The organism is Aromatoleum bremense, assembly GCF_017894365.1.
GTDB classification, from domain to species: Bacteria; Pseudomonadota; Gammaproteobacteria; order Burkholderiales; family Rhodocyclaceae; genus Aromatoleum; species Aromatoleum bremense.
Genome location: NZ_CP059467.1, coordinates 2,443,238 through 2,461,246, shown reverse-complemented (window position 1 = coordinate 2,461,246; position 18,009 = coordinate 2,443,238). Strand labels below are relative to the sequence as shown.

General features: G+C 61.0%; 31 protein-coding genes and 1 pseudogene. All 32 read right to left on the bottom strand.

Going from position 1 to position 18,009, the window contains the following annotated elements; genetic code table 11:
• Window positions 1-16: 16 nt before the first annotated feature.
• Window positions 17-997, bottom strand: coding sequence for a DNA-directed RNA polymerase subunit alpha (locus pbN1_RS11625; protein ID WP_011237997.1), 981 nt, complete (start codon window positions 995-997; stop codon window positions 17-19).
• 39 nt (window positions 998-1,036) lie between these two features.
• Window positions 1,037-1,666 carry a 30S ribosomal protein S4 gene (gene rpsD, locus pbN1_RS11620; protein ID WP_169118067.1) on the bottom strand — a complete coding sequence of 210 codons (630 nt, stop codon included), beginning with the start codon at window positions 1,664-1,666 and terminating at the stop codon, window positions 1,037-1,039.
• Window positions 1,667-1,680: 14 nt separating this feature from the next.
• Window positions 1,681-2,070: a 30S ribosomal protein S11 gene (gene rpsK / locus pbN1_RS11615; RefSeq protein ID WP_011237995.1), complete on the bottom strand. Its 390-nt coding sequence runs from the start codon at window positions 2,068-2,070 to the stop codon at window positions 1,681-1,683.
• Window positions 2,071-2,082: 12 nt separating this feature from the next.
• Entirely contained in the window at window positions 2,083-2,445 is a 363-nt protein-coding gene (gene rpsM / locus pbN1_RS11610; protein WP_011237994.1) for a 30S ribosomal protein S13, read from the bottom strand.
• 53 nt (window positions 2,446-2,498) lie between these two features.
• A complete protein-coding gene (gene rpmJ, locus pbN1_RS11605; protein WP_079432668.1) occupies window positions 2,499-2,612 on the bottom strand; it encodes a 50S ribosomal protein L36 in 114 nt (37 codons plus the stop codon).
• A 21-nt stretch (window positions 2,613-2,633) separates the two neighbouring features.
• Window positions 2,634-2,828, bottom strand: a pseudogene (gene infA / locus pbN1_RS11600) (translation initiation factor IF-1).
• 26 nt (window positions 2,829-2,854) lie between these two features.
• Window positions 2,855-4,180 carry a preprotein translocase subunit SecY gene (gene secY / locus pbN1_RS11595; RefSeq protein ID WP_169118068.1) on the bottom strand — a complete coding sequence of 442 codons (1,326 nt, stop codon included), beginning with the start codon at window positions 4,178-4,180 and terminating at the stop codon, window positions 2,855-2,857.
• A gap of 15 nt (window positions 4,181-4,195) precedes the next feature.
• The gene (gene rplO, locus pbN1_RS11590) at window positions 4,196-4,633 is read right to left on the bottom strand and encodes a 50S ribosomal protein L15 (protein WP_169201686.1); all 438 of its coding nucleotides are present in this window, start codon (window positions 4,631-4,633) and stop codon (window positions 4,196-4,198) included.
• A 1-nt stretch (window position 4,634) separates the two neighbouring features.
• Window positions 4,635-4,817 (bottom strand): 50S ribosomal protein L30, encoded by a 183-nt coding sequence (gene rpmD, locus pbN1_RS11585; RefSeq protein WP_169118069.1) that lies wholly within the window; start codon window positions 4,815-4,817, stop codon window positions 4,635-4,637.
• A gap of 3 nt (window positions 4,818-4,820) precedes the next feature.
• Window positions 4,821-5,345 carry a 30S ribosomal protein S5 gene (gene rpsE / locus pbN1_RS11580; protein ID WP_053420944.1) on the bottom strand — a complete coding sequence of 175 codons (525 nt, stop codon included), beginning with the start codon at window positions 5,343-5,345 and terminating at the stop codon, window positions 4,821-4,823.
• A 12-nt stretch (window positions 5,346-5,357) separates the two neighbouring features.
• Complete coding sequence (gene rplR / locus pbN1_RS11575) at window positions 5,358-5,711, bottom strand: 50S ribosomal protein L18 (protein WP_169201687.1); 354 nt, start codon at window positions 5,709-5,711, stop codon at window positions 5,358-5,360.
• Window positions 5,712-5,723: 12 nt separating this feature from the next.
• A complete protein-coding gene (gene rplF / locus pbN1_RS11570) occupies window positions 5,724-6,257 on the bottom strand; it encodes a 50S ribosomal protein L6 (RefSeq protein WP_169201688.1) in 534 nt (177 codons plus the stop codon).
• Window positions 6,258-6,266: 9 nt separating this feature from the next.
• Window positions 6,267-6,662, bottom strand: coding sequence for a 30S ribosomal protein S8 (rpsH, locus tag pbN1_RS11565; protein WP_011237986.1), 396 nt, complete (start codon window positions 6,660-6,662; stop codon window positions 6,267-6,269).
• Window positions 6,663-6,674: 12 nt separating this feature from the next.
• Window positions 6,675-6,980, bottom strand: a complete 306-nt coding sequence (gene rpsN / locus pbN1_RS11560; protein ID WP_053420940.1) for a 30S ribosomal protein S14 — start codon at window positions 6,978-6,980, stop codon at window positions 6,675-6,677.
• A 7-nt stretch (window positions 6,981-6,987) separates the two neighbouring features.
• Window positions 6,988-7,527 carry a 50S ribosomal protein L5 gene (rplE, locus tag pbN1_RS11555; protein WP_011237984.1) on the bottom strand — a complete coding sequence of 180 codons (540 nt, stop codon included), beginning with the start codon at window positions 7,525-7,527 and terminating at the stop codon, window positions 6,988-6,990.
• Between the two features lie 9 nt (window positions 7,528-7,536).
• The gene (rplX, locus tag pbN1_RS11550) at window positions 7,537-7,854 is read right to left on the bottom strand and encodes a 50S ribosomal protein L24 (protein WP_169118071.1); all 318 of its coding nucleotides are present in this window, start codon (window positions 7,852-7,854) and stop codon (window positions 7,537-7,539) included.
• A gap of 12 nt (window positions 7,855-7,866) precedes the next feature.
• A complete protein-coding gene (gene rplN / locus pbN1_RS11545) occupies window positions 7,867-8,235 on the bottom strand; it encodes a 50S ribosomal protein L14 (protein WP_053420937.1) in 369 nt (122 codons plus the stop codon).
• Window positions 8,236-8,377: 142 nt separating this feature from the next.
• Window positions 8,378-8,647, bottom strand: a complete 270-nt coding sequence (rpsQ, locus tag pbN1_RS11540; RefSeq protein WP_011237981.1) for a 30S ribosomal protein S17 — start codon at window positions 8,645-8,647, stop codon at window positions 8,378-8,380.
• Window positions 8,644-8,838 carry a 50S ribosomal protein L29 gene (rpmC, locus tag pbN1_RS11535; RefSeq protein WP_053420935.1) on the bottom strand — a complete coding sequence of 65 codons (195 nt, stop codon included), beginning with the start codon at window positions 8,836-8,838 and terminating at the stop codon, window positions 8,644-8,646. Before rpmC ends, rpsQ begins: the two co-directional genes overlap by 4 nt.
• A 2-nt stretch (window positions 8,839-8,840) precedes the next feature.
• Window positions 8,841-9,254, bottom strand: a complete 414-nt coding sequence (rplP, locus tag pbN1_RS11530) for a 50S ribosomal protein L16 (RefSeq protein WP_053420934.1) — start codon at window positions 9,252-9,254, stop codon at window positions 8,841-8,843.
• Entirely contained in the window at window positions 9,223-10,059 is an 837-nt protein-coding gene (gene rpsC / locus pbN1_RS11525; RefSeq protein WP_169118073.1) for a 30S ribosomal protein S3, read from the bottom strand. The genes rplP and rpsC overlap by 32 nt, the downstream gene beginning before the upstream one ends.
• Before the next feature lie 9 nt (window positions 10,060-10,068).
• Entirely contained in the window at window positions 10,069-10,398 is a 330-nt protein-coding gene (gene rplV / locus pbN1_RS11520; protein ID WP_169118074.1) for a 50S ribosomal protein L22, read from the bottom strand.
• 9 nt (window positions 10,399-10,407) lie between these two features.
• Entirely contained in the window at window positions 10,408-10,683 is a 276-nt protein-coding gene (gene rpsS, locus pbN1_RS11515; protein WP_053420931.1) for a 30S ribosomal protein S19, read from the bottom strand.
• A 10-nt stretch (window positions 10,684-10,693) separates the two neighbouring features.
• Complete coding sequence (gene rplB, locus pbN1_RS11510) at window positions 10,694-11,521, bottom strand: 50S ribosomal protein L2 (RefSeq protein ID WP_169118075.1); 828 nt, start codon at window positions 11,519-11,521, stop codon at window positions 10,694-10,696.
• Between the two features lie 6 nt (window positions 11,522-11,527).
• On the bottom strand, window positions 11,528-11,833 hold the full coding sequence (gene rplW / locus pbN1_RS11505) for a 50S ribosomal protein L23 (RefSeq protein WP_011237974.1): 306 nt from the start codon (window positions 11,831-11,833) through the stop codon (window positions 11,528-11,530).
• A complete protein-coding gene (gene rplD, locus pbN1_RS11500) occupies window positions 11,830-12,450 on the bottom strand; it encodes a 50S ribosomal protein L4 (RefSeq protein WP_169118076.1) in 621 nt (206 codons plus the stop codon). The genes rplW and rplD overlap by 4 nt, the downstream gene beginning before the upstream one ends.
• A gap of 11 nt (window positions 12,451-12,461) precedes the next feature.
• Window positions 12,462-13,106 carry a 50S ribosomal protein L3 gene (rplC, locus tag pbN1_RS11495; protein WP_169118077.1) on the bottom strand — a complete coding sequence of 215 codons (645 nt, stop codon included), beginning with the start codon at window positions 13,104-13,106 and terminating at the stop codon, window positions 12,462-12,464.
• A 113-nt stretch (window positions 13,107-13,219) separates the two neighbouring features.
• Window positions 13,220-13,531 carry a 30S ribosomal protein S10 gene (gene rpsJ, locus pbN1_RS11490; protein WP_011237971.1) on the bottom strand — a complete coding sequence of 104 codons (312 nt, stop codon included), beginning with the start codon at window positions 13,529-13,531 and terminating at the stop codon, window positions 13,220-13,222.
• Window positions 13,532-13,590: 59 nt separating this feature from the next.
• On the bottom strand, window positions 13,591-14,781 hold the full coding sequence (gene tuf, locus pbN1_RS11485; RefSeq protein ID WP_169201689.1) for an elongation factor Tu: 1,191 nt from the start codon (window positions 14,779-14,781) through the stop codon (window positions 13,591-13,593).
• A gap of 28 nt (window positions 14,782-14,809) precedes the next feature.
• Entirely contained in the window at window positions 14,810-16,906 is a 2,097-nt protein-coding gene (gene fusA, locus pbN1_RS11480) for an elongation factor G (protein WP_169201690.1), read from the bottom strand.
• A 106-nt stretch (window positions 16,907-17,012) separates the two neighbouring features.
• Window positions 17,013-17,483, bottom strand: a complete 471-nt coding sequence (rpsG, locus tag pbN1_RS11475) for a 30S ribosomal protein S7 (protein WP_011237969.1) — start codon at window positions 17,481-17,483, stop codon at window positions 17,013-17,015.
• Between the two features lie 32 nt (window positions 17,484-17,515).
• A complete protein-coding gene (rpsL, locus tag pbN1_RS11470) occupies window positions 17,516-17,893 on the bottom strand; it encodes a 30S ribosomal protein S12 (RefSeq protein WP_011237968.1) in 378 nt (125 codons plus the stop codon).
• Window positions 17,894-18,009: the final 116 nt, after the last annotated feature.

The window sequence follows — 18,009 nt, the reverse complement described above, 5'->3', positions numbered from 1 at the left end:
ACTCCACTGACGCGCCTCAACCGAGCTTTTCGAGCCCGGCCGGCGGCCAGTTTTCCAGTTTCATCCCGAGAGTCAGCCCACGGGAGGCCAACACTTCCTTGATTTCATTCAACGACTTGCGGCCCAGATTCGGAGTCTTCAGCAACTCCGTCTCAGTGCGCTGGATCAGGTCGCCGATGTAGTAAATGTTCTCCGCCTTCAGGCAGTTGGCCGACCGAACCGTCAACTCCAGATCATCCACCGGGCGCAGCAGCACCGGGTCGATCGTCTGCGCCGCCGACTGTTCGACGACCGGCGCCGTGCCTTCGAGATCGGCAAACACCGACAGCTGATCCATGAGGACGCGCGCCGCGTAGCGGATGGCCTCCTCGGGATCCACTGCGCCGTTCGTTTCGATGTCGATCACCAGCCGGTCGAGGTCGGTCCGCTGTTCCACCCGGGCGCTCTCGACCAGGTAGCTCACGCGTCGCACCGGGCTGAAGGACGCGTCGAGCACGACGCGGCCGATGGTTTTGGTGTCGCCGGCAGCCGGACGAACGTTGCCCGGCACGTAACCGCGGCCTTCCTCGACCTTGATCTGCATGTCGAGCTTTCCCCCCGGCGCGAGGTGCGCAATCACATGATCCGGGTTGATGATTTCCACGTCGTGCCCAACCTCGATGTCGCGAGCGGTGACCACACCATCGCCAGACTTCGCCAGGCGCAGGGTCGCCTCGCTGCGGCTATGGAGCTTGAGCACCACGCCCTTGAGGTTCAACAGCAGATCGACGATATCCTCGCGCACGCCGTCAAGAGTCGAATACTCATGCAGCACGCCTTCGATGGACACTTCGGTCGGCGCATAGCCCGGCAACGAGGACAGGAGAATGCGCCGCAGCGCATTCCCCAGGGTATGGCCGAAACCGCGTTCGAACGGCTCCATCGTGACGCGGGCCTGGACCGGCGACACACTCTGGACGTCGATGATGCGGGGTTTCAGCAGCGAATTGCTTTGCATCAGCAGTTCCTCGGATCTTTGATTCTTCAGGCGAACCCGTTAGCGGGAATACAGTTCGACGACCAGGCCTTCATTGATCGTCGGCGGCAGTTCAGCGCGCTGCGGATATGCCTTGAAGGTGCCCTTGCCAGCCTTTGCATCGACATCCAGCCATTCGGGGAAACCACGGGAAGCAGCTGCCTCGAGCGCGGCCTTGACGCGCAGCTGAGCGCGCGATCCTTCGGTGAGTTCGACGACATCGCCCGGACGAACGACGTACGACGGGATGTTCACCCGCTTGCCGTTCACGAGGATGCCGTTGTGCCGCACGAGCTGGCGCGATTCGGCACGCGAACCGCCAAAGCCCATGCGATAGACGACCGAGTCCAGGCGCCCTTCGAGCAGTTGCAGCAGGTTCTCGCCGGTCTGGCCACGACGGCGCTCGGCCTCGGCGTAGACTTTGCGGAACTGCGCTTCGAGCACGCCGTACAGGCGACGGATCTTCTGCTTTTCGCGCAACTGCACGCCGTAGCCGGACATCCGTTGGCCGGAACGCTGGCCGTGCTGGCCGGGCGCATACGCACGGCGCTCGATGGCACATTTATCGGTGAAGCACTTCTCGGCCTTCAGAAACAGCTTTTCGCCCTCGCGACGGCACTGACGGCACTTGGGATCCAGATTACGAGCCACGTTTCAACTCCTTGTCAGATGCGGCGCTTTTTCGGCGGACGGCAGCCGTTATGCGGGATCGGCGTGATGTCGGTAATGCTGGAGATCTTCATGCCCAGCGCATTGAGCGCGCGGACAGCAGATTCGCGCCCGGGCCCCGGGCCCTTGATGCGAACTTCCAGGTTCTTGACGCCACATTCCTGTGCAGCTTTGCCGGCAGCTTCGGCCGCGACCTGGGCGGCAAACGGGGTGCTCTTCCGCGAGCCCTTGAAGCCGGCACCACCAGAGGTCGCCCAGGACAGCGCATTGCCCTGACGGTCGGTGATAGTGATGATCGTGTTGTTGAAGCTCGCGTGCACGTGGGCGATACCCTCGGCGACGTTCTTCTTGACCTTCTTGCGAACTTTCGCAGCAGTTTTAGCCATTATCTATTCCTATCACTTCTTGCCGGCGATTGCCTTGCGCGGCCCTTTCCGGGTACGCGCATTGGTGCGGGTGCGCTGGCCACGAAGCGGCAGGCCGCGACGATGACGAACACCACGGTAGCAACCAAGATCCATCAGTCGCTTGATGTTCATCGTCGTCTCACGACGAAGATCACCCTCGACAATGAATTTCGCCACTTCGTCACGCAACCGTTCCATGTCGGACTCGGTGAGATCCTTCATCTTGACGGAACGCACGACGTTGGCAGCATCGCAAATCTTCTGAGCACGCGAACGGCCAATTCCATAGATGGCGGTCAGCGCGATCTCGGCATGCTTGTGGTTGGGAATGTTTACCCCAGCAATACGGGCCATTCGATTACCCCAAAAAGCGAAACATTAAATAATAATACGTGAACGTCAGAGAATCAACCCTGACGCTGCTTGTGACGCGGGTCGGTGCAGATCACGCGAACCACGCCTTTACGACGCACGATTTTGCAGTTGCGGCAAAGCCGCTTTACCGAAGCCTGAACTCTCATTTTGTTACTCCAGTTTCTTGATTACCTGGTCCGGAAAACAATCCGGGCCTTCGTCAGGTCGTAGGGCGTCAGTTGCACAGTGACCTTGCCGCCAGGAAGAATGCGGATGTAGTGCATCCGCATTCTTCCTCAGATGTATCCGAGAACCACGTGTCCGTTTTCGAGCCGGACACGGAACATTGCGTTGGGCAGGTTCTCGGTCACCTCGCCCTGCATCTCGATTACGCCCCCCTCGCCATGACTTACCTGGTGGGAAGGCCCGCACCCTTGAAGTTCGCCTTCTTCAGCAAACTCTCATATTGATGGGACATCACGTAAGCCTGTACCTGCGTCATGAAATCCATCGTCACGACGACGATGATCAGCAGCGACGTCCCGCCGAAGTAGAACGGAACATTCCATCGAAGGATCAGAAACTCGGGCAGCAGGCACACCAGAGTGATGTACACCGCTCCCACGAGGGTCAGCCGCGTAAGAATCTTGTCGATATAGCGCGAGGTCTGATCGCCGGGCCGAATCCCCGGAACGAAAGCACCGCTCTTCTTCAGGTTGTCCGCCGTCTCCCGGGCATTGAACACCAGCGCCGTGTAGAAGAAACAGAAAAACATGATGGCTGCCGCATAAAGCATCACGTAGATCGGCTGTCCTGGCGCCAGCGTCGAGGAGATATCGCGAAGCCAGCCCATGCCTTCGGTGGCGCCGAACCATTGCCCCAGCGTCGCAGGAAACAAGATGATGCTCGAAGCAAAAATCGGCGGTATGACCCCTGCCATGTTGAGCTTCAATGGCAAATGCGAACTCTGCCCTCCATAGATCTTGTTCCCGACCTGGCGTTTTGCGTAATTCACCAAGATCTTGCGCTGACCGCGTTCGACGAACACGACAAAGCCGGTCACCAGCACCACGAGTACACAGATCAGCAATGCCGTGAAAGGATGCATCGCTCCGGTGCGCACCAGCTCGAACAGCCCGCCGATGGCGCTCGGCAAGCCTGCCGCGATACCACCGAAAATGATCAGCGAAATGCCATTGCCGATGCCGCGTTCGGTGATCTGTTCGCCCAGCCACATCAGGAACATCGTGCCCGTAACCAGCGTCGCGACGGTCACGAAACGGAACGTGAGCCCCGGATCGAGCACGAGTCCGGGCTGGCTCTCGAGCGCGATCGCAATGCCCAGCGATTGCGCGAGAGACAGCGCGACCGTCCCGTAGCGCGTGTATTGTGTGATCTTGCGCCGCCCTGCCTCACCCTCTTTCTTCAGCGCTTCCATCTGCGGCACCGCGACCGTCATCAGCTGCATGATGATCGACGCCGAGATATACGGCATGATGCCGAGCGCGAAAATCGTGAACCGTGACAGCGCACCACCGGAAAACAGGTTGAATACGCCGAGGATGCCGCCCGCCTGCGATTGGAAAAGCTCGGACAGTCGCGCCGGGTCGATACCGGGAACGGGAATGTGCGCGCCGATCCGGTACACGATGAGTGCACCGAGCAGGAACAGGACACGGCGTTTCAGATCCCCGAAACGCCCGGACGTCCCCAGCGTGGCAGCAGGATTGGCCACTTCGCTTTCCCTTGGTTACGCGGTCGCTACCGAGCCGCCGGCAGCCTCGATCGCCGCCAGCGCGCCTTTGGTCGCGCCGATGCCGCGCAGCGTGATCTTGCGTCCGATCGTCCCCGACAGCACGATTTTTGCGGACAGCGCATCGGCAGGAACGACGCCGGCCTGCATCAGCACCAGCAGATCGATGTCGTCGACGGGCAGTTTGTCGAGTTCCGACAGGCGTACCTCGACCTTGCGCGCGGCCGTCAGCGACACGAAGCCGCGCTTCGGAAGCCGGCGCTGCAGCGGCATCTGCCCGCCCTCGAAACCGACTTTATGGAAACCACCGGCACGAGACTTCTGGCCCTTGTGACCGCGCCCGCAGGTCTTGCCCAAGCCGCTGCCAATGCCGCGGCCCACGCGCTTCGCCGCCGATTTCGAGCCGGCGCCGGGCTTTATCGTATTGAGTCGCATATCAACCCTCACACTTCACCAGGTACGACACCTTGTTCACCATGCCGCGAACTTCAGGCGTGTCCTGCAGTTCGACACAGTGGTTCATGCGCCGCAGGCCGAGACCGCGAACGGTTGCACGGTGCGACTGCTTGGTGCCGATCACGCTCTTCACGAGCGTGACCTTGATCGTTTTCTCGGACATCGCTTACCCCAGAATCTCTTCGACCGACTTGCCACGCTTGGCAGCGATCTCGGCCGGCGTGTTGATCGCCAGAAGACCGTTGAGCGTCGCACGCACGACGTTGTAAGGGTTGGCGGAGCCGAGGCACTTGCAGGTCACGTCGGTTACGCCCATCACTTCGAACACCGCCCGCATCGGACCGCCAGCGATGATGCCGGTGCCGCTCGGAGCCGGCTGCATCAGTACGGAGGCCGCGCCGTGCTTGCCAACAACCGAGTGCTGCAACGTGCCGTTCTTGAGCGAAATCTTCTTGAGCTTGCGACGCGCTTCGTCCATCGCCTTCTGCACAGCCACAGGAACTTCGCGCGACTTGCCCTTGCCCATTCCGACGCCGCCGTCACCATCACCGACAACCGTAAGCGCCGCAAAACCGAGGATGCGGCCGCCCTTGACAACCTTGGTCACGCGATTGATCGCGACCATTTTCTCCCGCAGGCCGTCGTCGCGCTCATCCGCCGCTTGCGGTCGCTTGCTTTGTTGCTTAGCCATTCGAAACCTCGCTTAGAACTTGAGTCCGCCTTCGCGGGCGGCCTCGGCCAGCGCCTTGACGCGACCGTGATACTGGAAGCCGGCACGGTCGAACGCCACCGCTTCGATTCCGGCGGCCTTCGCCCGCTCGGCGATGAGCTTGCCGACGACTTGCGCGGCCTGCTTGTTGCCGCCGTTTGCCAGTTGCGAGCGCACGTCGGCCTCGACGGTCGATGCCGCCGCCAACACCCGCGAACCGCTACCGTCAATGACTTGGGCGTAGATATGGGAGTTGGTACGGAACACGGTTAGGCGCACCGACTTCAGCTCCGCGATTTTGGCTCGGGTTTTACGAGCACGACGCAGACGAACTTCTTTCTTGTTCATGACGAACCGCCCTTACTTCTTCTTGGTTTCCTTAAGCACAACCACTTCGTCCGAATAACGGACGCCCTTGCCCTTGTACGGCTCGGGTTCGCGGTATGCACGCACCTCGGCTGCGACCTGACCGACCTGCTGCTTGTCGATGCCCTTGATGACGATCTCGGTCTGAGTCGGAGTTTCCACCTTCACGCCGGCTGGCATCTGATGCACCACCGGGTGAGAGAAACCGAGCGTCAGGTTGAGCTTGTCGCCCTGTGCCTGGGCCCGATAGCCGACGCCGACGAGCGTGAGCTTGCGCTCGAAGCCTTTCGTCACCCCGGTGACCATGTTGTTGACGAGGGCGCGCACCGTGCCGGACATCGCCCGGCTGTTTGCGACACCTTCGCGCGCCTTGCACAGCAGCGCATCACCGTCGCGCTCGAGCGTCACCGCGTTGCCGATGTACTGTTTCACGACACCCAGCGGTCCCTTGACGGAAACTTCATCGGCCCCGATCGTGACCTCGACGCCCTGGGGGATTGCCACCGGATTCTTAGCTACACGAGACATGATCCCCCCTTATGCGACGTAACAAATGACTTCGCCGCCGACCCGGCCGGCTCGCGCCGCACGGTCCGTCATGACGCCACGCGGCGTCGACACGATCGCGACACCCAGTCCGTTCATGACACGGGGAAGATCGCCGCTGCCCTTGTACACGCGCAGACCGGGGCGGCTGACGCGCTCGATCCGCTCGATGACCGGACGGCCAGCGTAGTATTTGAGCGCAACATCCAGTTCCGGCTTGCCACCCGCTTCGCGAATGGAATAGCCGTCGATATAGCCTTCGTCCTGCAGGACTTTCGCGATCGCGACCTTCAGCTTCGAGCAAGGCATCGACACGCTCACTTTCTGAGCCTGCTGACCGTTACGGATACGGGTCAGCATGTCGGCGATAGGATCGGACATACTCATACGATAATCTCCTTACCAGCTCGCCTTGGTCATGCCGGGCACCTCGCCGCGGAACGCCAGGTCGCGCAGCTTGTTACGGCACAAGCCGAACTTGCGGAACACACCGCGCGGACGCCCGGTCAAGGCACAGCGATTACGCTCCCGAACCGGACTTGCATTACGCGGCAACTGCTGCAGCTTCAGACGAGCAGCCATGCGCTCCTCTTCCGGCAGCTTGAAATCGTTGATCTGAGCGATCAGCGCGGTCCGCTTGGCGGCAAATTTCTCGACCGTCTTGCGGCGCTTCTCTTCTCGATTGATCAGGGACAGTTTCGCCATAACATCCTCAATTCTTGAACGGGAACTTGAACGCGACGAGCAGGGCCCGAGCTTCCTGATCGCTCTTGGCGGTCGTCGTGATGCTGATGTTCATTCCCCGAAGGGCATCGATCTTGTCGTACTCGATTTCGGGAAAAATGATCTGTTCCTTGACGCCGAGGTTGTAGTTGCCACGACCGTCGAAACCCTTGCCACCAATGCCGCGAAAGTCGCGGATCCGCGGCATCGCTACCGTCACCAGGCGATCGAGGAACTCGAACATCTTTGCGCCACGCAACGTCACCATGCAGCCGATCGGGTAGCCGTCACGAATCTTGAACCCTGCAATCGATTTGCGAGCTTTCGTCACCACCGGCTTCTGCCCGGCAATCTTGACCATGTCGCCAACCGCATGTTCGAGAATCTTCTTGTCGCCGACAGCCTCACCGACACCCATGTTCAAGGTGATCTTGGTGATACGAGGCACTTCCATCACGGATTTGTATCCGAACTGCTTGAGCAAGTCCGGAGCCACCGTTTCTTTGTAAAATTCCTGCAAGCGCGCCATTGCCACTCCTTACGCGTCCACCAGTTCGCCATTCGACTTGAAGAAGCGCACCTTGCGACCATCCTCAAGCACCCGGATTCCCACGCGATCGCCCTTCTGGGCCGCGGGATTGAACAATGCGACGTTGGAAATATGCAGAGGCATCTCTTTCTCGACGATGCCGCCCACTTCACCCTTGAGCGGGTTCGGACGCACGTGCTTCTTGACCCGATTCACGCCTTCGACAACCAGCCGCTCGTCATCGACGCGACCCAGCACGACGCCGCGCCGGCCGCGATCCTTGCCGGCCAGAACCACCACTTCATCACCCTTGCGGATCTTGTTCATCTCACGCCCCCCTTAGAGCACTTCAGGCGCCAGCGAAACAATCTTCATGAACCGCTCGGTGCGCAGCTCGCGCGTCACCGGTCCGAAGATGCGCGTGCCGATCGGCTCGAGCTTGTTGTTGAGCAGCACTGCGGCATTGCCATCGAACTTGACGAGCGAACCGTCGGGACGACGCACGCCCTTTGCGGTGCGCACAACGACGGCGCTGTAGATATCGCCCTTTTTTACACGCCCACGGGGCGCCGCATCCTTGATGGTGACCTTGATGATGTCGCCGATACTCGCGTAGCGGCGCTTGGAACCACCAAGAACCTTGATGCACATCACTGAACGTGCGCCGGTATTGTCGGCAACGTCCAGCCTGGACTGCATTTGAATCATGAATTTATCTCCAACTTGCCCCGCTACAGCGGTCAGTCTTGGAACCCGTACGGGTAGAAAGCCCCGAAGAGCGAAAAGCAAAGATAAAAACTATAACAGCTTGGCGTTGTATTGCCAAGCTGTCCGAAGACCTACATTACGCTCAGATGACCCGAGCCTTCTCGAGCACCTTGGCCACACGCCACGACTTGGTCTTTGAAATCGGACGGCATTCCTCGATTTCAACCAGATCGCCAGCTGCAGCACCACCGTCTTCGACGTGCGCGTGATATTTCGCGGACCGCGTAATCACCTTGCCGTAGAGCTCGTGCTTCACACGACGTTCAACGAGAACGGTCACCGTGTTCTGCATCTTGTCGCTGACCACACGTCCAACAAGCGCGCGCCTAACCTTTTCGATCTGTTCGGTCATTTCTGCACCGCCTTTTCCCGCAGGAGAGTACGGACGCGCGCGATGTCGCGGCGCACTTTCCCGAGTTGGCTCGTATTGCCGAGCTGCTGGGTCGCAAGTTGCATGCGCAACGAAAACTGCGCTTTCAGCAGTTCAAGCAATTCTTGATTCAATTCACCGGCGCTCTTCGCGCGGAGTTCACTCGCTTTCATGCTCACCCCATCTGACGATGAACAAAGACCGTCTCGAGCGGAAGCTTCGCAGCGGCAAGCCGGAACGCTTCGCGGGCGAGCGTCTCGTCGACACCGTCCATCTCATACAACACCTTGCCGGGCTGTATCTCGGCGACCCAGTATTCCGGGTTCCCTTTGCCGTTACCCATCCGCACCTCAGCCGGCTTCTTCGAGATCGGCTTGTCCGGGAAAATCCGGATCCAGATGCGGCCGCCCCGCTTGATGTGCCGGGTCATCGCCCGCCGTGCGGACTCGATCTGACGGGCGGTCAGACGACCGCGGCCGATCGCCTTGAGCCCGAACTCGCCGAAGCTGACCTTGGCACCGCGTGTCGCGACCCCGGTGTTTCGGCCCTTCTGCTCCTTACGATACTTCCTTCTCGACGGCTGCAGCATCGTCTACTCCCGCTTTCCTGGTCCGGATGCCGGCCTTGTCGCCAGCACCCGCTTGTTCGGCACCGGTGCGACGTGCGGGGCGCTTGGCGCCGCGGTTGTCACCGGCATCATTGCGAGGCGCGCGGCGACCGCGACGAGCCTCGTTCTCGTTCTCGACGACCGCAGGCCGCTCGTTGCGCCCGAGCATCTCACCCTTGTACACCCACACCTTGATACCGATGATGCCGTAAGTGGTCTTCGCTTCGGATACGCCATAGTCGATATCGGCACGCAGCGTGTGCAGCGGAACGCGGCCTTCGCGGTACCATTCGGTGCGCGCGATTTCCGCGCCGTTCAGTCGTCCGGCGCTCATGATCTTGATACCCTGCGCACCGAGCCGCATTGCGTTCTGCATCGCGCGCTTCATTGCGCGACGGAACATGATCCGCTTTTCGAGCTGCTGGGCGATCGAATCTGCGATCAGCTTGGCATCGATTTCCGGCTTGCGCACTTCTTCGATATTGACGTGCACCGGCACGCCCATGATCTTCTGAAGCTCGCGCTTGAGCAGCTCGATGTCCTCGCCCTTCTTGCCGATCACGACACCAGGACGTGCGCTGAAAAGGGTGATCCGTGCGTTCTTCGCCGGGCGCTCGATGACGATGCGCCCCACCGATGCGTGAGCAAGACGCTTCTTGAGAAAATCGCGGACCTTCAGGTCCTCGTGCAACATTCTCGAGTAATCGCCGCTCGATGCGAACCAACGGGAACTCCAATCACGGGTGACCGCAAGGCGGAACCCGGTCGGATGAATTTTCTGACCCATATGTACCCCTTATTCCCCGACGGTCACGTAGATGTGGCAGGTCGGCTTGAGAATGCGGGCCCCGCGTCCCTTTGCCCGCGCCGCGAAGCGCTTCAGCGACGTGCCTTCCTCGACGTAGATCGTCTTGACCTTGAGGGCGTCGATATCTGCGCCATCGTTGTGTTCTGCGTTGGCAATCGCCGACTCCACCACTTTGCGGATGATCTGCGCGCCCTTTTTCGGCGAGAAGGCAAGGATGTTGAGTGCCTGATCAACCGGCCTGCCCCGCACTTGGTCCGCCACCAGCCGCCCCTTCTGGGCAGACAGGCGAACGCCGCGGAGAATTGCTCTGGTTTCCATGATGACTCCTTACCTCTTCGCCTTCTTGCTCGCCGCGTGACCCTTGAACGTACGGGTCAGGGCAAACTCGCCGAGCTTGTGGCCGACCATGTTTTCCGACACGAAGACCGGAACATGCTGGCGACCGTTATGGACCGCAATCGTCAGGCCGACGAAGTCCGGCAACACCGTCGAGCGACGGGACCAGGTCTTGATCGGACGCTTGTCGTTGCTCGCCCGCACGGCGTCGACCTTCTTGAGCAGGTGCGCGTCGACAAACGGGCCTTTTTTAATAGAACGTGCCATTTGTTACCCCTTAACGCTTGTGACGACGCTGCACGATCATCGTGTCGGTGCGCTTGTTGCTGCGCGTGCGGTAGCCCTTGGCAGGCTGGCCCCACGGACTGCGCGGCACACCACCTTCGCCGGTGCGGCCTTCACCGCCGCCGTGCGGGTGATCGACCGGGTTCATCGCCACGCCGCGCACGGTCGGACGAATACCGCGCCAGCGGTTCGCACCCGCCTTGCCGATCTTGCGCAAGCCATGCTCTTCGTTGCCGACCACGCCGATGGCGGCACGGCACTCGACGTGCACCCGGCGAACTTCGCCGGAGCGCAGCCGGATCTGGGCATACGCGCCTTCACGGGCGAGCAGCTGCGCCGAGGTGCCTGCGGCACGCGCGATCTGCGCCCCCTTGCCCGGCATCAGCTCGACGCAGTGGATCGTCGAACCAACCGGAATATTCCGGATCGGCAGCACATTGCCCGCCTTGATCGGCGCTTCCGGCCCGCTGAGAACCGTCTGACCCACTTCGAGCCCCTTCGGCGCGATGATGTAGGCGCGTTCGCCGTCGGCATAGCAGATCAGCGCAATGTTCGCGGAACGGTTCGGGTCGTACTCGACGCGCTCCACGCGTGCTGCGATGCCGTCCTTGTTGCGACGGAAATCCACCAGACGGTAATGTTGCTTGTGCCCGCCGCCCTGATGGCGGACGGTGATGCGGCCGCTGTTGTTGCGGCCGGCGTTCTTCGACTGCTTCTCGACCAGTGCGGCATGCGGACGTCCCTTGTAGAGATCCGCATTGACGACCTTGACCATCGCGCGACGGCCGGCAGACGTAGGCTTAAGTTTTACCAGTGCCATGATTCCTCACTCCCCGGCCGCGAAATTGATTTCCTGGCCCGGCTTGAGGCAAACGAACGCCTTCTTCCAGTCCTTGCGGCGGCCGGTCATCTTGCCGAAACGCTTGACCTTGCCTTTCACGTTCGCAATCTGCACCGACTTCACTTCAACTTTGAAGAGCAATTCGACAGCCGCCTTGACTTCGGGCTTGGTCGCGGTCGACGCAACCTTGAACACAACCTGCTCGTTCTTGTCGGCGACATACGTCGCCTTTTCGGAGATCTGGGGCGCGAGCAGCACCTGCATCAGACGCTCTTGGCTAAATCCGCTCATTGCCAGGCCTCCTCCATCTTGGCCAGCGCACCCTTGGTCACGATGACCCGGTCGTAGTGCACAAGCGACACCGGATCCGTCTCGCTGACCTCGAGAACCAGCACCTTGTGCAGGTTCCGTGACGACAGGAACAGGTTTTCATCGAACTCGTCGGTAATGACCAGCACCGAATCGAGCCCCATGCCTTTCAGCTTCTGCGACAGCAGGCGGGTCTTCGGCGCCTCGACGCTGAAGTTCTCGACGACCGCGAGGCGATCTTCACGCGCGAGCTGCGAAAGGATCGACGCCACACCGGCGCGGTACATCTTGCGGTTCAGCTTCTGCGAGAAGTTGTCTTCGGGCGAATTCGGGAAAATCCGGCCGCCTCCGCGCCACAGCGGGCTCGACGCCATACCGGCACGAGCGCGGCCGGTGCCTTTCTGGCGCCACGGCTTGCGCGTCGACTTGGAAACTTCCGAACGGCCTTTCTGCGCGCGGTTACCCGAGCGGGCATTGGCCATGTACGCCACGACGACCTGATGGATCAGGGCTTCGTTGTAGTCGCGCCCGAACAGCGCATCAGAGGCCTGCAGCGTTGCCGCCTGCGCGCCCTGATCATTCAATAATTTAAGTTCCATTACGCCCTCGCTCAGCCACGGGCCTTGACCGCCGGGCGGACGATCACGTCGCCGCCCTTCGAGCCGGGTACAGCCCCCTTTACCAGGAGCAACTGACGCTCAACATCGACGCGGACCACTTCGAGACCCTGAGTGGTGCACGTGGTGTTGCCGTACTGTCCGGCCATCCGCTTGCCGGGAAAGACCCGACCCGGATCCTGAGCCATGCCGATCGAGCCCGGCGCGTTATGCGACACGGAGTTGCCGTGCGACGCGCGGTTCGACGAGAAGTTGTGCCGCTTGATCACCCCGGAAAAACCCTTGCCGATCGACGTACCGGTGACATCCACCTTCTGCCCGACCGCAAAGAGGTCGACCCCGACGACGTCACCGGCCTTGAAGCCAGCGACCTGCTCGGTTTCGACACGGAATTCCTTGAGCATGTGACCGGCTTCGACGCCGGCCTTGGCAAGGTGCCCGGCAAGGGGCTTTCCAACCCGACTCGCGCGGCGTTTGCCGAAAGTCACCTGCACGGCGGCATAACCGTCGTTTTCAGGCGTCTTGATTTGGGTCACACGATTGTTGGACACGTCAAGCACCGTCACCGGGACACTCCTGCCGTCCTCGGCGAAGATGCGAGTCATGCCAACCTTGCGTCCCACAAGGCCTAGACTCATCTTCTTCTCCTGTCCCCGGTTACGATTGACCGGGCCCTATCACGTAAATTGCGCCCAAAGGCGCAAAGGCCGGATTATACCGGCCTTTCGCAAAGCTCCGCAACTAGAGCGGCTTACTGCAACTTGATCTCGACATCAACCCCGGCGGGGAGATCCAGTTTCATCAGCGCATCGACCGTCTTGTCGGTCGGATCGATGATGTCCATCAGGCGCTGGTGAGTGCGGATCTCGAACTGGTCGCGCGACGCCTTGTTGACGTGCGGCGAGCGCAGCAGGTCGAAACGCTCGATACGGGTCGGCAGCGGCACCGGGCCGCGAACCACCGCACCCGTACGCTTGGCGGTATCGACGATCTCGAGGGCGGACTGATCGATCAGCCGGTAGTCGAACGCCTTCAAACGGATGCGAATCTTCTGGTTTTGCATGGATGAAATCCTGAAAGAGCGAAAACCCGGGGCAACGAGCCCCGGGCGGATACGAACAATTACTCGATGATCTTGGCGACGACACCGGCGCCGACGGTACGACCGCCTTCGCGGATCGCGAAACGCAGGCCTTCTTCCATCGCGATCGGCGCCATCAGCTTGACGGTGATCGAGACGTTGTCGCCCGGCATGACCATCTCGGTGCCTTCGGGCAGCTCGATCGAACCGGTCACGTCGGTCGTGCGGAAATAGAACTGCGGACGATAGTTGTTGAAGAACGGCGTGTGGCGACCGCCTTCTTCCTTCGACAGCACGTACACTTCACCGGTGAAGTGGGTGTGCGGCTTGATCGAACCGGGCTTGCACAGCACCTGGCCGCGCTCGACGTCTTCGCGCTTGGTGCCGCGCAGCAGCACGCCGACGTTGTCGCCCGCCTGACCCTGGTCGAGCAGCTTGCGGAACATTTCGACGCCGGTGCAGGTGGTCTTGACGGTCGGCTTGATGCCGACGATCTCGACTTCCTCGCCGACCTTGACGATGCCGCGCTCGACGCGCCCGGTCACGACGGTGCCGCGGCCCGAGATCGAGAACACGTCTTCGATCGGCAGCAGGAACGGGCGGTCGATCGCGCGCTCCGGCGTCGGGATGTAGCTGTCGAGCGCATCGGCCAGACGCATGATGGCGGGCTCGCCGATGTCGCTCTGGTCGCCTTCGAGCGCCTTGAGCGCCGAGCCCTTGATGATCGGCACGTCGTCGCCCGGAAAATCGTACTTCGACAGCAGCTCGCGCACTTCCATCTCGACGAGCTCGAGCAGCTCCTCGTCGTCGACCATGTCGCACTTGTTCAGGAACACGATGATGTACGGCACGCCGACCTGACGGGCGAGCAGGATGTGCTCGCGCGTCTGCGGCATCGGGCCGTCCGCGGCCGAACACACCAGGATCGCGCCGTCCATCTGCGCCGCACCGGTGATCATGTTCTTGACGTAGTCGGCGTGACCCGGGCAGTCGACGTGCGCGTAGTGACGGTTGGCGGTCTCGTACTCGACGTGAGCGGTGTTGATCGTGATGCCGCGCGCCTTCTCTTCGGGCGCCGCGTCGATCTGGTCGTAGGCCTTCGCCTCGCCGCCGAACTTCTTCGACAGGATCGTCGTGATTGCCGCCGTCAGGGTGGTCTTGCCGTGGTCGACGTGACCGATCGTCCCGACGTTTACGTGCGGTTTCGTCCGCTCAAACTTGCCTTTCGCCATTGCTCAATTCCTCGCTTCAGTTCGTTGATTACTTGCGATTGTTGATCACCGCTTCCGCAACGCTCTTCGGCGCCTCGGAATAGTGCTTGAATTCCATCGAGTACGTCGCGCGGCCCTGCGTCAGCGACCGCAGCTGCGTCGCGTAGCCGAACATCTCGGCGAGCGGCACTTCGGCCTTGACCTCTTTCATACCCCCGGGCAGATCGTCCATACCCTGGACGATGCCGCGACGACCGGAAAGATCTCCCATGACGTTGCCCATGTAGTCCTCGGGGGTTTCGACGACCACTGCCATCATCGGCTCGAGCAGCACGGGGCTCGCCTTGCGCATCGCGTCTTTGAACGCCATCGAAGCGGCCATCTTGAACGCGTTTTCGTTCGAATCCACATCGTGGTACGAACCGTCGAACAGCGTGACCTTGACGTCGACGACCGGGAAGCCGGCCAACACGCCATTCGGCAGCGTCTCCTGCAGACCCTTGTCGACCGCCGGGATGTACTCGCGCGGGACGACACCGCCCTTGATCGCGTCGATGAACTCGTAGCCCTTGCCGGTTTCGTTCGGCTCGAGCTTGATCCACACGTGACCGAACTGGCCGCGACCGCCGGACTGCTTGACGAACTTGCCTTCCTGCTCGACCGGCTTGCGGATCGCTTCGCGGTACGCCACCTGCGGTGCGCCGACCGTCGCTTCGACGTTGAATTCGCGCTTCATCCGGTCAACGAGAATTTCGAGGTGCAATTCGCCCATGCCGGAGATGATCGTCTGGCCCGACTCCTCGTCGGTCCGGACACGGAACGACGGATCTTCCGCCGCCAGGCGGCCGAGCGCGATACCCATCTTTTCCTGGTCCGCCTTGGTCTTCGGCTCGACGGCGACGTGGATCACCGGCTCCGGGAAGATCATGCGCTCGAGGATGATCGGCGCCGACGGATCACACAGCGTTTCACCCGTAGTCACTTCCTTCAGGCCGACACACGCCGCGATGTCGCCGGCCAGCACTTCCTTGATTTCCTGCCGTTCGTTTGCGTGCATCTGCAGGATCCGGCCGATGCGCTCCTTCTTGCCCTTGACCGAGTTCAGCACCGTCTCGCCGGATTTCAACACGCCCGAATACACACGCACGAAGGTCAACTGGCCGACGAACGGGTCGGTCATCAGCTTGAACGCGAGCGCGGCGAACTTCTCGGAATCGTCCGCACGCCGCTCGACGTGCTTTTCGTAGTCATCGACGCCGGAAACCGGGGGAATATCGACCGGCGACGGAAGCAATTCGATGACAGCGTCGAGCATCCGCTGAACGCCCTTGTTCTTGAACGCCGTACCGCACAACATCGGCTGGATTTCGCAGGCGATCGTGCGCTGACGCAGGCCGGCAACGATCTTCTCGTGCGACAGGTCGCCGTTCTCGAGATATTCGTTCATCAGCTCTTCACTGGCTTCCGCAGCGGCCTCGAGCATCTTCTCGCGCCACTCCTCGGCCGACGCCTGAAGTTCGGCCGGAATCTCGCGGTAGTCGAACTTCATGCCCTGGGAAGCTTCGTCCCAATAGATGGCCTTCATGCGGATCAGGTCGACGACGCCAACGAAATTCTCCTCCGCCCCGATCGGAATCACGATCGGCACCGGATTGGCCTTGAGGCGCTGCTTCATCTGGTCGACGACCTTGAAGAAGTTTGCCCCCTGGCGGTCCATCTTGTTGACGAACGCGAGACGCGGCACCTTGTACTTCGTCGCCTGACGCCACACGGTTTCGGACTGCGGCTGCACGCCACCGACCGCGCAGTACACCATGCATGCGCCATCGAGAACACGCATCGAACGTTCGACTTCGATCGTGAAATCGACGTGTCCCGGCGTATCGATGATGTTGAATCGATGCTCCGGATAAGACAATTCCATGCCTTTCCAGAAGCAGGTGGTCGCGGCCGAGGTGATCGTGATCCCCCGCTCCTGCTCCTGCTCCATCCAGTCCATCGTCGCGGCGCCGTCGTGAACTTCACCAATCTTGTGGTTCACGCCGGTATAAAAAAGGATGCGCTCGGTCGTCGTTGTCTTGCCGGCGTCAATGTGAGCCGAAATACCGATGTTGCGGTAACGCTCAATGGGAGTCTTGCGAGCCACGATCTATCCTGCCTTCGAGAATTCGCGCGCTGCGCGAAAATCCATTTGTCTTGTCACAAAACAATCGAGCCCTTGCCAGGGCCCGATTAACCACCGTTCCGGAAACTTAGAAACGGTAGTGAGAGAACGCCTTGTTCGCCTCGGCCATGCGGTGCACTTCTTCGCGCTTCTTCATCGCCGAACCGCGCCCTTCAGCGGCCTCGAGCAGTTCGCCGGCGAGGCGCTGGGCCATCGACTTCTCGGCGCGCTTGCGGGCGGCTTCACGCAGCCAGCGCATCGACAGGGCCATGCGGCGCGACGGACGCACCTCGACCGGCACTTGGTAGTTCGCACCGCCGACGCGGCGGCTCTTGACTTCGACAACCGGCTTGACGTTGGCAACAGCCGACGAGAACACCTCGAGCGGATCCTTGCCAGCCTTGCCGGAAATCTGCGCAAACGCGCCATAGACGATACGCTCGGCGACGGACTTCTTGCCGGCCTGCATGATCACATTGATGAACTTGGATACGTCCTGCGAGCCGAATTTCGGATCGGGCAGGATTTCACGCTTCGGTACTTCGCGACGACGGGGCATGACAACCTCTAGCTATTTCTGAATGCCGACAATTAGGCTTTCTTCGGGCGCTTCGCGCCGTACTTCGAGCGGGACTGCTTACGATCCTTGACGCCCTGCAAGTCAAGCGAACCGCGCACGATGTGGTAACGCACACCCGGCAAGTCCTTGACCCGGCCACCACGAATCAGGACCACCGAGTGCTCCTGCAGGTTGTGGCCTTCACCACCGATATAGGAGATGACCTCGAAGCCGTTGGTCAGGCGCACCTTGGCGACCTTCCGGAGCGCGGAGTTCGGCTTCTTCGGCGTGGTCGTATAGACCCGCGTGCATACGCCGCGTTTTTGCGGACATGCATCGAGTGCCGGCACCTTGCTTTTGATGACGGCCAGTTGCCGCGGCTTGCGGACGAGCTGATTAATTGTTGGCATAGCTTGAGAATTTTCCATTATACCGAGGCGCCCCCACGGGCCGCCTCGGGCGGTTGATTCCGGCTGCGACTGACTACGATTGGTCAGCCCACAAAAAGAGGCCGGATGTTATCCTG